Raw genomic sequence first — 13,082 nt, forward strand, 5'->3', positions numbered from 1 at the left:
TCCGTGAGAGTGTCCGGGCCGTAGTCGGAAGGACCCATCCGTGATCTCTCCAGCCCTGCGACAGATGTTCGACGATCCGCCCCGGGACTTCGGTCCCACCCCGCTGTGGTGGTGGTCCGGCGCGAAGGTCACCCGGGACCGGCTGGCCTGGCAGCTGCGCCGGTTCGCGGAGGGCGGCGTCCACAACCTCGTGGTGATCAACCTGGCACCGGCCGGTCCGACCTTCGGCGCCCGCACCGACGACCCGGTGTGGTTCGGCGAGGAGTGGTGGGCCCGCTTCACGGACACCTGTGAGCTCGCCGGGGACCTGGGCATGCGCCTGTGGTTCTACGACCAGATCGGCTTCTCCGGCGCCAACGTCCAGGGGAGCATCACCCGACGGCACCCCGAGGCGGCGGGCCGTGGCCTGCGCTCGCGCCGGGCGGTGGTCTCGGGCGGCACGGTCGGGCTACAGGGCATGGAGACACTGCTGGCGGCCTACGACAGCTCGGGCGCACGCCTGCCGGTCACCGGCCCGGCGCGGATCGAGGCCCCCGACGGCACCGAGGTGCGCCTGGTTTTCGCCGTCCCCACGGCCTTCGACTATCTGAACCCCGCGGCCGTCGGCCTCCTGTTCGACGCCATCCACCGCGAGTACGACAGACGCGTACCCGAGTACCTGGGCAATGTCATCGCGGGCAGCTTCCAGGACGAGCTGCCCGCCACCAACTCCTGGACCGGCCGCTTCCCCGAGGAGTTCCGGACCCGGCGCGGCTACGACCTCCTCGACCACCTCCCCGCCCTGTTCCGCGAGAGCGGGCGCGACACCACCCGGGCCCGGAAGATCCGAGCCGACTACTACGCCGTCCGTGCCGAACTCACCGAAGAAGCCCTGTTCCGCCCCCTCGCCGCCTGGCACGAGGAGCGCGGTCTGCTGCTCGGCTGCGACCAGAGCCACCCCGCCCGCTCCGGCTTCCCGGCCCAGTCGACGCAGCTCTACACGGACTACTTCCGCACCCACCGCTGGTACAGCGCCGCCGGCAGCGACCACCACGGCGACGCCAAGGTCCATTCCTCGATGGCCCACCTCTACGGCCACGAGCGCGTGTGGATCGAGTCGTTCCACTCCTCCGGCTGGGGCGGCACCCTGGAGGAGACCTACGACTGGCTGCTGCCGTTCCTGCGCAGCGGCGCCAACCTCTACAACCCGCACGCCAGTTACTTCGGCACCGCGGGCGGCTGGTTCGAGTGGGCGCCGCCGTCCACCGACTGGCGCCAGCCCTACTGGCGGCAGTACGCCGCCTTCTCCCGGGCCGTCGCCCGGATCTGCTCGATCCTGTCCTGGGGCACCTACAGCGCCGACGTCGCGGTCCTGCACCCCACCGCCACCATGCAGTCCCTCATCCCCCTGGACGTACCCGTCCAGCACTTCGGCGACGGCGGCCTCGGCGAGGCCCACGCCGACGTCGACGAGACTCAGCGCCACTACCTGGAGCTGTGCGGCACCAACAACTGGCTCCGGCCCGCTGTCGGCGCCCTCGACCGCCACCGTGTCTCCTTCGACGTCATCGACGACGCCTCCGTGCAGGGAGCCAAGGCCGGCGACGGGGCCCTGCGCATCAGGGACCTGGCGTACTCCGCGGTCCTGCTGCCCTCGGCGAGCGTTCTGGAACACGAGACGGCCCGCCGACTGGCCGAACTCCTCGACGCCGGAGGACGGGTCGTGGTCGTCGGCCGGCCGCCGACACAGGCGGCCGGGCTCGCCGGTGACGACGCCGTCGTAGCCGCACTGCTGGACCATCCCCGACTGGAGCGGGTGACCGATGCCGAGGCCGGTGCGGCGGCGGTGGCCGACGCCGCCGGATACGCGACGGGTGAGGTACCGCTGCTCGTCAGGAGGAAGGGCGACGAGGCGGTCGCACTGGTCACGGGGGCATTCCCCGACGCCCGTACGCATCCGCCCAGGGGCCACCACGAGATCGACCCCGCGCGCTACGCCCGCACCTCCTCCGTCACCGTGCGGGCCCAGGTCGGCGAGGCCGAGATCTGGAACCCGGCGACCGGCACCCGCCGCCCGGCGCGGGTCACCGTCACCGACGGCGTCTCGACCGTCGAGGTGCCCCTGGAGGGTGCCCCGGCCGCGCTCGTCGTATGGCGCGAAGGCCCGCCGGCAGACGCTGTACCCCCGTCACCCACGGAGCCGACCGAGTCGATCGACCTGTCGACCGGCTGGGAAGGACGCCTCGCGCCGACCCTGGACAACACCTGGGGCGACCTCGCCCTGCCCGCCGGAGCCCCTCTCGCCGAACCGCAGATCTGGACCATGCGGTGGACCGAGACCGAGGACGCCTGGGAGCCGGTACGGGCGACCTACGGCAACCGCGTCCGCGTCCTTGAGCCCGTGCCCTCCGCACAGGTCCCGACGCCTCTGGACCGCGCCGCTGTCGAACAAGTCCTGTCGGGTGAGCGGGAGTTGGCCCCCACGGACTGGGGCGTCTCGCTGTACTCGTCCAGTCGTGGCATCCCGGATCCCGACGGTCTGCTCGGCAACAAGGGCCTGGTGCCGGAGGAGTTCGTACGAGTGGCGGTGCCCGTGAGCGGGACGGTCGCCCGGGTCAGGGCCGTCGTGGAGACCGACCACCGAGGGCCCGCCGACCTGCATGTCGGCGCGGCTGCGGTCAAACGCGTGTGGTGGAACGGCAGTCTGCTGGAGACGGGCGGCGGCTATCTGGCGTCGGCCAGGGTGGAGGTCGAGCAGGCCCGCAACGTGCTGGAGTACGAGCTCTCCGACGCACTCGACCGCCCGCAGATCATCTCGGGTGCCGCCGGCACCCCGCTGGGCAGCTACTTCTGCCTGTCCCGCCCGGACGCCTTCACCCGGCGCCCGCAGTTCATGCGCCTGCCCGACGGCGTACGACCGGACGGCAGCGTGACCTACCGCGGCCGGATCGGCGTCCCGGGCCGGGGAGCGACGGCGGTCCTCGTCGTGGGCGCCGCGGTCGGCGTGTCCGTGCTGCTCGACGGAGCCGTCGTCGCACGGCAGGAGAAGGCCGAGTACTACGAGTCCGACTGGGGCGCGGTACCGATGTTCTTCCGGCACGAACTGACGCTGGACGGCGGCGATCACCTCCTCGACGTCGTGGCCGACAGCGTCGACGCGCGGGACGGGATCTACGTCGACCTCGTGGCGGATACGACCGCCCTGGTCAGCGGTCCGGGTTGGGAGGCCCGGACGGGGGAGTGGCACGGGCCGACTGTCGAACACACGGGCCGCTGGGGGGAGTTGCAGCACTGCGGCGCCGCCGTACGGCCGCACCCGCTGCCCGGGGCCGAATGGCTGGCCGGCGCCCCGGAGTTCGGCTCCCCCGTACTGCCGCTGCGGTCCACCGACGATCTCCGGGAGGCCGGGCAGCGCTTCCGGTTCACCGTGCCGGCGGGGACCGTGTCACTCGACCTGCCCCTGGAGCTTCCCGCCCGGGTGAGGATCGACGGCGGCCCGGAACGGGCCCTCGAAGGGCATGAGTTGACACTGGACCAACCACTCCACAAGGCGGCTGAGTGCGAGGTTGTCACCGCCCCCACTGCCGTCCTGCGCGGTGGCTCCGCCTGGCGGGGACCGGTACGGGTGCGCACGGTACCGGCGCCCCTGCCGCTGGGGGAGTGGGGTGAGCTGGGCCTGGGCGGCTGGAGCGGCGGCGTGACCTACGCGCGGACCCTGGAGGTGCCGGCCGGGCCTGATCCGGTGCTGGATCTGGGACGGGTGCGCGGCAGCGTCGAGGTGTGTGTCGACGGCGAGCTGGTCGGCGAGGCGTTCTGCGCGCCGTACCGCTTCGAACTGCGCGGCACCGCCGGACGTACCGTCCGGCTCGACGTGACCGTCCACAACACCCTGGCCCCGTATCTCGCCGAGGCCACGCCGACCGCCTGGGCCTTCCCCTCCCAGCTTCCATCGGGACTGCTGGGGCCGGTGAGGCTAGAAAGGCGCGTCTGAGGAAGTCCGGGTGGAGTCCCGCAGGACCAGCCCCGGCGCGAACACCCTTGCCTCATGGGCGTGTTCCGCGCGGGCCTCCACCTCGTCCAGCAGCATCTCCACGGCTGCCCGGCCGAGCTCCTCGACCGGCTGACGGACCGTCGTCAGCGTCGTGCCCACGAAGCTCGCGATGTCCAGGTCGCCGTACCCGACCACCTGCACGTCCTCCGGGACCTTCACACCGCGCTCGCCCAGCGCCCGGCACAGCCCCGCCGCGAGGAAGTCGTTGGTGCAGAACACCCCGTCGGGCAACTCGTCGAGGCTGTGGGCGATCTCGCTGCCGTACGCCACCGTCATCTCCTCGGCGACGACCTGGCCGAGGCGGGCCTCCCGCCGGGTGCGCACGGCCTGGCGGGCGCCCTGGTAGCGGTCGGCGCACTGCCGGATCGTGCGCTCACCGTTCACCACCAGGATGTCGCGTGCCCCCCGGTCCAGGAGGTGCTGCACGGCGATGCGGCCGCCGGCGATGTCGTCGACGGAGACCGAGCAGCCCTCCTGGGCAGGCATCGCACGGTCCGCCAGTACGAGCGGGATGCCGCGCTCGCGCAGCCGCGACAGCCGGGTGGGGTCGGCGCTGAGCGGGACCACCACCGCGCCGACCGCCCGCTGTTCGATGAGCATGGTGAAGTAGCCCTGCTCCCGCTCCGGCGCGTCGCCGCTGTCGCACAGGACGAGGGAGTAGCCGTGTTCGTACGCCGCGTCCGCGGCGCCGCGCGCGATGCGTGAGTAGAAGGAGTTGGCGACGTCCGGCAGCACCAGGCCGATCGACGACGAGTGCCCGGTGCGCAGACCGGCGGCTCCCGGATGGGGGACGTAGTCCAGTGCGGCCACCGCGTCGCGGACCCGCTCGGCCGTGCGGGCGTTGACCCGCTCGGGCCGGTTCAGGACGTTCGACACCGTGGAGACCGAGACCCCGGCGGCTGCCGCGACGTCCTGGATTCGGGCGGGGCGAAGCGAAATGGCGTCCACCCCCTCGCTGTTGCAGCGGTACGACCAGGCATGACCTGGTCCTCGGGCGCTGATCCCCTCGGGCGACGCAAGTCTACCCCGGCGGCGGATAAAACGTTTTCCGCACCGGAGGCAGAGGAGTCCTGGAAGTTCACCGACGTCGACTTCGGCTGAGCCGCATCGAAAAACCGGCGAACCTGCACAGCGTTCACTGCTCGGTCACGCGGAAACTGAACGGTGGTCATGGCCGCACCGGGGCGGGGCTCTTTGGTGGTGAAGTGTCCGTCTTCGGAAACGCACCGCGACGAAGGGTCAGGCGCCATGGCAGCACATCCTGTGAAGGAGCACCGTGGGGCGCCGCCGGCCGACTGGCCGTGTCCATGCACAGCGTGCTTCCATCCGGTGTCCCTCCCCTCCTTGAGGATTGCTCATGCGAAAGGAACCGCGCGCCATGAACGTCGCACCCCACATCGAGGCCACCGAGCTCGACGACGCCGACCTGGACAACGTCTCCGGTGGCGTCGCCGCCGCGACCACCGCCGGTCTCCACCTCCAGGTGGCGCACCTCGAGGTCTGCGCCGACGCCGGTGCCTCCGTCTCCGCCGCGGGTCTCGCGCTCGGCGCCGACGCCCACGTCGGCGTGAACTGACCGAACACCTGCCACGGGCCCCGGATCTGACGATCCGGGGCCCGTCGTGTGTCCTCGACAGCGTCAGTGGGCGAGGGAACCAGAACGCGTCCGTGCCTCCGTGCGTCCGGCGGCAACCTGGATGAGCTGCGTCGTTGGTGGGAACGGGCACGCGCACGACGAGTCCGTCGGTGAGCATGGTGGCGACCGGCCCGCCGCCAACGGGACCGTCCAGGACCTGTCCGCCTCACCGGCCGGCTCCTGACCGGCGAACCGGGTTTCGACGGCACGGTAGATGACATGCTGGCGGTCCCGGAGCGTTTCAGGAGGCCCTCATGCACGAGCAGCCGTCCCTTCTCGCCGCGCTGGTGTCCGCACTGCGGGCCGGTTCGATCGAGGTCGTCGATCTCACCTCGCCGCTGTCCTCGTCCACACCGGTGATCCAGCTCCCGCCGCAGTTCGGCCAGACGGCGATCTTCGAGCTGGAGGAGATCAGCCGGTACGACGACCGTGGACCGGCCTGGTACTGGAACAACTTCCGCAGCGGCGAGCACACCGGCACCCACTTCGACGCCCCGAACCACTGGGTCACCGGAAAGGACCTCGCCGACGTGGCGTCCGTCCCGCCGCAGCGGCTGATCGCCCCCGCCGCCGTACTGGACTTCACCGCCGAGGCGGCCAAGGACCCCGACTTCCTTGTGGAGGTGGACCACATCAAGGCATGGGAGGAGCGCAACGAACCGCTGCCGGACGGGGGTTGGCTGTTCCTGCGCACCGGCTGGGAGACCCGCTCGCACTCCCAGGAGGCCTTCCTGAACGCCGACGAGAACGGCCCGCACACGCCGGGTCTGTCGCCGGAGTGCGCCCGCTGGGTGGCCGAGGAGTCCCCCGTGATCGGCCTCGGTGTGGAGACGGTCGGTACGGACGCCGGGCGCGGGCACTCCTTCGAGCCCCCCTTCCCCTGCCACTCCTTCCTGATGGGCAGCGACAAGTACGGCCTGACCCAGCTCCAGAACCTCGCCGCACTGCCCGCCACCGGCAGCGTCGTCATCGCGGGACCGCTGCCCATCGTCGCGGGCTCCGGCTCACCCGCGCGCGTGCTGGCGCTCGTGGAGCGGTCATGAAGGTCGCTGAGGCCGTCGGACGGGCCCTGCACGCGGCGGGGGTCGAGCAGGTCTTCGGCGTCGTCGGATCCGGGAACTTCCATCTGACCAACGCCCTGGTCGCGGCGGGTGCCCGCTTCGTCGCCGCGCGCCACGAGGGCGGTGCGGCGACGATGGCCGACGCGTACGCGCGCGTGAGCGGCACGGTGGCCGCCCTCAGCGTCCACCAGGGGCCCGGGCTGACCAACGCGATGACCGGGATCGCCGAGGCGGCCAAGAGCCGCACACCGCTCGTGGTGCTCGCGGCCGAGGTCACCCGGCCGACCTCCAACTTCTACGTCGACCAGGACGCGCTGGCGGTGGCGGTGGGCGCGGTGCCGCTGCGGATCACCTCGGCCGAGGACGCCGTGGAACAGGCGTGCGCGGCGGTGCGGCGTGCTCTGCACGAGCGGCGCACGGTGCTCCTCAACCTCCCCCTGGAAGTACAGGCGTTGGACGCCCCCGACGGGGCCCTCGCCCAGGCGGCACCCCCGCCGCCGCGACCGGCCGTCGAACCGGCCGCGTCCGAAGTGGCGGCTCTGACCCGGGTGTTGGAACAGTCCCGGCGCCCGGTCTTCGTGGCCGGCCGCGGCGCACGCTCACCCGCCGCCCGGGACGCCCTCGAAGCCCTCGCCGAGCGCTGCGGCGCGCTGTTGGCGACCTCGGCCGTGGCACGCGGCCTGTTCCACGACAACCGCTGGTCGCTCGACGTGTCCGGCGGCTTCGCGTCCCCTCTGGCGGCCGAACTCATCGGCGGCGCCGACGCGATCGTCGGCTGGGGCTGCGCACTGAACATGTGGACCATGCGGCACGGCGCCCTCATCGGCGTCGGCACGACCGTGGTGCAGGTCGACGACGACCCTTCGGCGCTCGGCGCGCACCGGGAGCTGCATCTCGGCGTCACCGGCGACGTCGAACTCACCGCGCGACACGTCCTGGCGGCCTCGGGCGGGAAACGTCAGGGCCTGCGGACCCCCGACATCGCCCAGGCCCTCGCCACACGCCTGCGCTGGCGGGACGTGCCCTACGAGGACACGGGCACCCGCGACCGGATCGACCCCCGCACCCTCAGCATCGCGCTCGACGACATCCTCCCCGCGGAGCGGGTGATCGGCGTCGACTCCGGCAACTTCATGGGCCATCCGAGCATGTTCCTGTCGGTGCCCGACCAGGACGGGTTCTGCTTCACCCAGGCCTACCAGTCGATCGGCCTCGGCCTCGCCACCGCGATCGGCGCCGCCCTGGCCCGTCCGGACCGGCTGCCGGTGGCCGCGCTCGGCGACGGGGGCGCGCTGATGGGCGCCGCCGACCTCGACACCGTACGGCGGCTCGGGCTCCCGATGGTCGTCGTCGTGTACAACGACGACGGTTACGGGGCCGAGGTGCACCACTTCGGCCCCGACGGACACCCGCTCGACACGGTCGAGTTCCCGCCGACCGACATCGCGGCCGTGGCCCGCGGCTACGGCTTCGAGGCGGTGACCGTGCACACGCGGACGGATCTGAAGGCGGTGCAGGACTGGGTCGCCGGCCCGCGATCCGCGCCCCTGCTGATCGACGCCAAGGTGGTCCGGGACCGCGGGGCATGGTGGTTGGAGGAGGCGTTCCGCGGGCACTAGGGCGGCGGCGAAGGCCGAGGAAATGCAGGAGCGGGGCGCCCCGCGGTGTGCCAGCCTGGCGCACCGGACGACCCAGGGGAGCACCGATGACCGCAGGACCTCGACTCGCCCCGCTGCTGGACCAGTTCGACTGGTCCTGCGAGCGCCTGGCCGGCCGCCTCGCCGGGCCGGTCATGGACAGCGGCGACGGCTCACGGACCCCGGTCGGCGCGATGACCGACGACGAGTACCTCTGGGAGCCGGTGCCGGACTGCTGGTCCGTCCGCCGGCGTACGGACGGGCCCGGGGCGCGGGCCACCTTCCTGGCCGGGACCGGCGACTGGGGCAGGGACGCGGCGCCCCATCCGCATCCCGTTCCGCCGCCGTTCACGACCCTCGCGTGGCGCCTGAGCCATCTCGGCGAGATGCTCCTCCTGCGCGCCGACCACACGGCGGGCACCCACAGCCTCACCCGTGACGACCACCGCGTCAGCGGCACCGCCGCCGACGCGATCGCCGCCTTCGACGCGGCCGCCGACGCCTGGCGCACCGCGCTGCGCACCACCGACGACACCGACCTCGACATCGTCGGCCGCTGCACCTATCCGCACGGCAGCGATGCCGAGGAACCCTTCCTGGACATCGTGTGGTGGGTCAACCAGGAAGTCCTGCACCACGGCGCCGAGATCGCCCTGCTGCGCGACCTGTACCGGGAGCGGCACCGCCGCCCGGCCCCTTGGGGCAGCGGGGATCAGACCGCGGGCGCCGGATAGGTCGGGTACTCCACCCCGGTCACGTGCTGTACGACCCGGACCACCTGGCAGGAGTAGCCGAACTCGTTGTCGTACCAGAGGTAGAGGATCGCGTTGTCGCCGTCGACCTTGGTGGCACCGGCGTCGACGATCGAGGAGTGGCGCGAGCCGATGAAGTCGCTGGAGACCGCGTCGGGGGCCGTGGTGAAGTCGATCTGGCGCTTGAGCGGGGAGGTCAGCGAGACGTCCCGCAGGTGGTCGAGGACCTCCTCGCGGGTGGTCTCACGGCCCAGGCGCAGGCTGAGGATCGCGATGGAGACGTCCGGCACCGGCACCCGGATCGAGCTGCCGGTGATCGGGGCCTTCAGGTCGGGCAGCGCCTTGGCGACGGCGGAGGCGGCGCCCGTCTCCGTGATCACCATGTTGAGCGGCGCGGAGCGGCCCCGGCGGTCGGCCTTGTGGTAGTTGTCCAGCAGGTTCTGGTCGTTGGTGAACGAGTGGACCGTCTCCACGTGGCCGCGCAACACGCCGTACTCGTCGGCCATCGCCTTCAGCGGCGGCACGATCGCGTTGGTGGTGCAGGACGCGCAGGACAGGATCTGCTCGTCCGGCTTGATCGTGTCGTGGTTGACGCCGTGCACGATGTTGGGGACGTCGCCCTTGCCCGGCGCGGTCAGCACGACCTTGTCGATGCCGGGACGCAGATGCTGCGAGAGGCCCTCGCGGTCGCGCCACTTGCCGGTGTTGTCGATGAGGATGGCGTTCTTGATGCCGTACGCCGTGTAGTCGACCTCGGACGGGTCGTTCGCGTAGATCACCTTGATGGTGTTGCCGTTCGCGATGATCGCGCTCTCGGCCTCGTCGACGGTGATCGTGCCCTGGAACTGGCCGTGGATGGAGTCCCGGCGAAGCAGCGAGGCCCGCTTGACGAGATCCTCGGCGGCCCGCCCGCCACCGCCCCGGACGACGATCGCGCGCAGCCTGAGTCCGTTGCCGGAGCCCGCCTTCTCGATCAGCAGCCGGGCCACCAGGCGGCCGATGCGGCCGAAGCCGTAGAGGACGACGTCCCGCGGCTCCCGGCGGTCGATCTTGTTGCCGCCCGTCGCGCCGGCCACCGCCTCGGCGGTGAACTCGGCGACCGAAAGACCGCGGTCGTCGGCCTGGTAGATCTCGGCCAGCCGGCCGATGTCGATCTGCGAGGGGCCGAGGTCCAGCGCGGTGAGGGCCTGGACGAAGGGCAGGGTGTCGGTGACGGAGAGCTCCTCGCCGGCGATCTGCCGGGCGAACCGATGGGTCTTGAGGATGCTGACCACCGACTTGTTCACCAGGGAACGGCTGTGCAGGAGAACCGTTACATCACGCTCCCGGTGCAGCCTCCCGATCATCGGGATCATCGATTCCGCGATCTCCTCGCGGTTCTTCCAGTCGGTGAACGAGTCGTCCTTGACAGTCACAGAATTCTCTTTCGAGCTAGGCGGCGCTCATATGCTAACCCCCTGATGTTTTGATCGATCGCCGGGGTGTCACAGTTCACTGCCCCAGCAGCCGGGGCGGTGTGGCGTCCGGTACCGGCCGCAGCAGCGCGGGGTGCGCGTCGGCCACCCGCTCCTTCGTGAACGCGGCCATGATCCTGCGGGCCAGCAGGGGATCGGCCGGGAGCGCGTGCGCGGCGAACCAGCGGGCGGGCGCCGGGTCGGGGGAGGGCTCGACGAACTCCGCGCCCGCGTAGTCGTCCAGCGGCGGGTCGTAGAGGTATCCGCACACCACGTCGTGCCGCACCAGCCGCTGTACGAGTGCGTCGCGGTCGTGGACCAGGAGCGGCACCCGGAACAGCGGGAGGGGGCCGTCGTGCGCCGTACGGTCGCGCAGCGCCGGCGAGGCCCACGGGGTGCCCGCCAGCAGCGCGACCCCGGCCCTGCGCCGGGCCAGGTCCTCGTCGAGCCGGGCCATCCGCAGTCCCAACTGACCGCGGACCAGCGCGCCGTGCCGGGAGCGGTAGCCGTGCAGGTCGACACGGATCCACCGCTCGTAGGCGGTCAGGCTCGGGGCCTCCCGGGCGGAGGCGGCGAGCCGCGGCGCGTGCAGGGCCATCCGGAACGCGTCGCGCTCCATCAGCCCGAGGCGCTCCATGGTCCGCCACACCGGGCGCACCAGGTGGAGCGACCGGACGGCGGACCGGGCCAGCGGGCGCAGGGTGGTGGTCAGGTCCTCACGCAGCCGGCCGGGCGTCAGGAGGTCGTCCCGCAGCAGCTCCAGCTCCCGGCGCGTGCGCGCGTCCTCGACGGCGAGAAAGCCGCCCGCCATCCCCGCCACGTGCTTGGACAGGCTGAACGCCGCCGCCTTCCCGAAGGTCCCGACCGGCTGCCCGCCCATATGGCTGCCGATCGCGTGCGCCGCGTCCTCGAACAACGGAATCCCCAACTGCGCGCAGCGGCGCCCCAGTTCGAGAACCCGGTCGGGCACGCCGTAGAGGTTGGTGGTCAGGACCGCGTCCACGTCGCGCCAGGTGGACTCCGGCACGGCGGCCGGGTCGATGTTGCCGTCCCACACGGACACGGGGGCCATCACGGGGCGCAGCCCGGCCGCGAGGACCACGAACAGGATCACGTCGTCGTTCACCGGTGACATCAGCACCCGCGCGCCCGGCCGGCACCAGCGCCGGAGCGCCAGGTACAGGGCCAGCCGGGCCGAGGGCGTGTAGACGCACTCGCGTCCCAGTCGTCGGGTCATCGTCGCGGCCAGCCGCGAGCCGTACGGCATCGGCACCCCTTGTGTCGACGGGCCAGGGAAGGGCCATGGAGGAGGACACGCGTCGGCGTCCCCCACGGGAGGCGGGGGAACGGGCTCGCGTCAGCTCGCCAGCGGTCCCGCGCTGTCGGATTCCGGGCGGTGCCGGGACGTGCGCAGGGTGCCGACCGTCTTCAGGAGGCGGTCGGCGGGCTCACGCAGGGCCGGGTGGGCGTTGACCGTGTTGCGCAGTCCCCGCACCGGCCGGCGCCACAGACGGTGTGTCGTCGCGACCGGATGGGGACGGGTGGCGAATCCTTCCGCCACGCGCAGCTCACGGGTCTTGAGCCAGTCCTTCCACTCCTTGTCGCCGCGCCCCATGTCCATCAGCCGGGCTCCGCGCCGGCCCGCCGCCTCGGCCATCCGCAGGTGCATGATCAGGCCGGGGGAGTAGTAGCGCAGCTCGGGGTCGTACGCGGTGAACCAAGGGGCGAACACCGTGCGCGAGGTCGGCCCGAAGTGGGCGGCCACGGGGCGGTCACCGGCGTACACCACCGAGAGCAGACCGGTGAAGTGCTCCTCGCGGACCTGGAAGAGGTCCTCCACCAGATTCACGATCCAGGGCCGCGCGAAGCGGTCCATCCGGCCCGTCCTGCGGTACTGGGCCGACTTCCATCGCATCAGCGTGCGCAGCGCGCTCGGGTCTCGCTCGTCGAACACGAACCGCATCTCGCCCAGGTCGCGGGTGAGCCGGCGCTCCTTCTTGAGGGTTGTCTTGGCGAGCCCGGGATACGCGCCACGCAGCCACTCCGGGTAGCTGTCGCTGCCGACCTTGAGATCGATCACCGGGGAGGCGAAGGTGCCCGTGACGTAGGGGGCGAAGGGTCGCTGTTCCTCGACGAGGTGGTCGAACTCGAACACCGAGAGCCGGCACGCCTTCAGCAGCGCCTGGGTGTCCCAGGTGACCCCGGGGAGGTGCACCAGGCCCTGGCAGTCGGACAGGCCGAGCCCGATGGCCCGGCCGACGCCGAAGGAGCCGCGTTCGTACGGGAGGAAGCCCACGGCCTCGCCGCGCTGGTGCAGGACCGCCACCCGGGCGCCGCCGCGGTGTCTGCCGATCCCGGCCGCGAACTCCGGTGCCAGGAACGGGTTGGCGTAGTCGGGCGTCTCGTCCATCGCCCGGTGCCAGGCCCCCCGAAGCGAGGCACCGAGTTCCCCGGGTCTGTGGATGGTGATGTCCGTGTCACTGCTCATCGATCGCATGGGCGATCGCACCCC

The 13,082-nt window shown here is 71.9% G+C and carries 9 protein-coding genes; 5 read left to right on the plus strand and 4 right to left on the minus strand.

Annotated features, from left to right (window positions below):
- The first annotated feature begins 40 nt into the window (after nt 1-40).
- Nucleotides 41-3,970: a glycosyl hydrolase gene (locus ABZT93_RS25210; protein WP_356108399.1), complete on the plus strand. Its 3,930-nt coding sequence runs from the start codon at nt 41-43 to the stop codon at nt 3,968-3,970.
- Here ABZT93_RS25210 and ABZT93_RS25215 read toward each other — a convergent pair.
- Complete coding sequence (locus ABZT93_RS25215; RefSeq protein WP_356108402.1) at nt 3,953-4,978, minus strand: LacI family DNA-binding transcriptional regulator; 1,026 nt, start codon at nt 4,976-4,978, stop codon at nt 3,953-3,955. The two genes, ABZT93_RS25210 and ABZT93_RS25215, sit on opposite strands and share 18 nt — an antisense overlap.
- 430 nt (nt 4,979-5,408) lie before the next feature.
- On the opposite strand from ABZT93_RS25215, the gene ABZT93_RS25220 reads away from it, so the two are divergent.
- From ABZT93_RS25220 to ABZT93_RS25235, 4 genes are all read left to right on the plus strand, one after another.
- Nucleotides 5,409-5,606 (plus strand): hypothetical protein, encoded by a 198-nt coding sequence (locus tag ABZT93_RS25220; protein WP_356108405.1) that lies wholly within the window; start codon nt 5,409-5,411, stop codon nt 5,604-5,606.
- A 314-nt stretch (nt 5,607-5,920) separates the two neighbouring features.
- Entirely contained in the window at nt 5,921-6,709 is a 789-nt protein-coding gene (locus ABZT93_RS25225; protein ID WP_356108408.1) for a cyclase family protein, read from the plus strand.
- Nucleotides 6,706-8,346 carry a thiamine pyrophosphate-binding protein gene (locus tag ABZT93_RS25230; RefSeq protein WP_356108411.1) on the plus strand — a complete coding sequence of 547 codons (1,641 nt, stop codon included), beginning with the start codon at nt 6,706-6,708 and terminating at the stop codon, nt 8,344-8,346. Before ABZT93_RS25225 ends, ABZT93_RS25230 begins: the two co-directional genes overlap by 4 nt.
- An 86-nt stretch (nt 8,347-8,432) precedes the next feature.
- Nucleotides 8,433-9,098, plus strand: a complete 666-nt coding sequence (locus ABZT93_RS25235) for a DinB family protein (RefSeq protein WP_356108414.1) — start codon at nt 8,433-8,435, stop codon at nt 9,096-9,098.
- On the opposite strand, the gene ABZT93_RS25240 is transcribed toward ABZT93_RS25235, so the two are convergent.
- The 3 genes from ABZT93_RS25240 to ABZT93_RS25250 form a co-directional block, all read right to left on the minus strand.
- The gene (locus ABZT93_RS25240; RefSeq protein WP_356108417.1) at nt 9,077-10,531 is read right to left on the minus strand and encodes a glyceraldehyde-3-phosphate dehydrogenase; all 1,455 of its coding nucleotides are present in this window, start codon (nt 10,529-10,531) and stop codon (nt 9,077-9,079) included. The genes ABZT93_RS25235 and ABZT93_RS25240 overlap by 22 nt on opposite strands.
- A gap of 76 nt (nt 10,532-10,607) precedes the next feature.
- Nucleotides 10,608-11,837: a DegT/DnrJ/EryC1/StrS family aminotransferase gene (locus ABZT93_RS25245; RefSeq protein WP_356108420.1), complete on the minus strand. Its 1,230-nt coding sequence runs from the start codon at nt 11,835-11,837 to the stop codon at nt 10,608-10,610.
- Between the two features lie 90 nt (nt 11,838-11,927).
- Complete coding sequence (locus ABZT93_RS25250) at nt 11,928-13,067, minus strand: GNAT family N-acetyltransferase (RefSeq protein ID WP_356108423.1); 1,140 nt, start codon at nt 13,065-13,067, stop codon at nt 11,928-11,930.
- Nucleotides 13,068-13,082: the final 15 nt, after the last annotated feature.

Source organism: Streptomyces sp. NPDC005303 (assembly GCF_040607335.1).
Taxonomy (GTDB): Bacteria; Actinomycetota; Actinomycetes; order Streptomycetales; family Streptomycetaceae; genus Streptomyces.

Bases quoted from the DNA above. Each gene is read 5' to 3' on its own strand.
- ABZT93_RS25220 (WP_356108405.1), top strand. From the start codon at position 5,409: ATGAACGTCGCACCCCACATCGAGGCCACCGAGCTCGACGACGCCGAC.
- ABZT93_RS25225 (WP_356108408.1), top strand. From the start codon at position 5,921: ATGCACGAGCAGCCGTCCCTTCTCGCCGCGCTGGTGTCCGCACTGCGG.
- ABZT93_RS25230 (WP_356108411.1), top strand. From the start codon at position 6,706: ATGAAGGTCGCTGAGGCCGTCGGACGGGCCCTGCACGCGGCGGGGGTC.
- ABZT93_RS25235 (WP_356108414.1), top strand. From the start codon at position 8,433: ATGACCGCAGGACCTCGACTCGCCCCGCTGCTGGACCAGTTCGACTGG.
- ABZT93_RS25245 (WP_356108420.1), bottom strand. From the start codon at position 11,837: ATGCCGTACGGCTCGCGGCTGGCCGCGACGATGACCCGACGACTGGGA.
- ABZT93_RS25250 (WP_356108423.1), bottom strand. From the start codon at position 13,067: ATGCGATCGATGAGCAGTGACACGGACATCACCATCCACAGACCCGGG.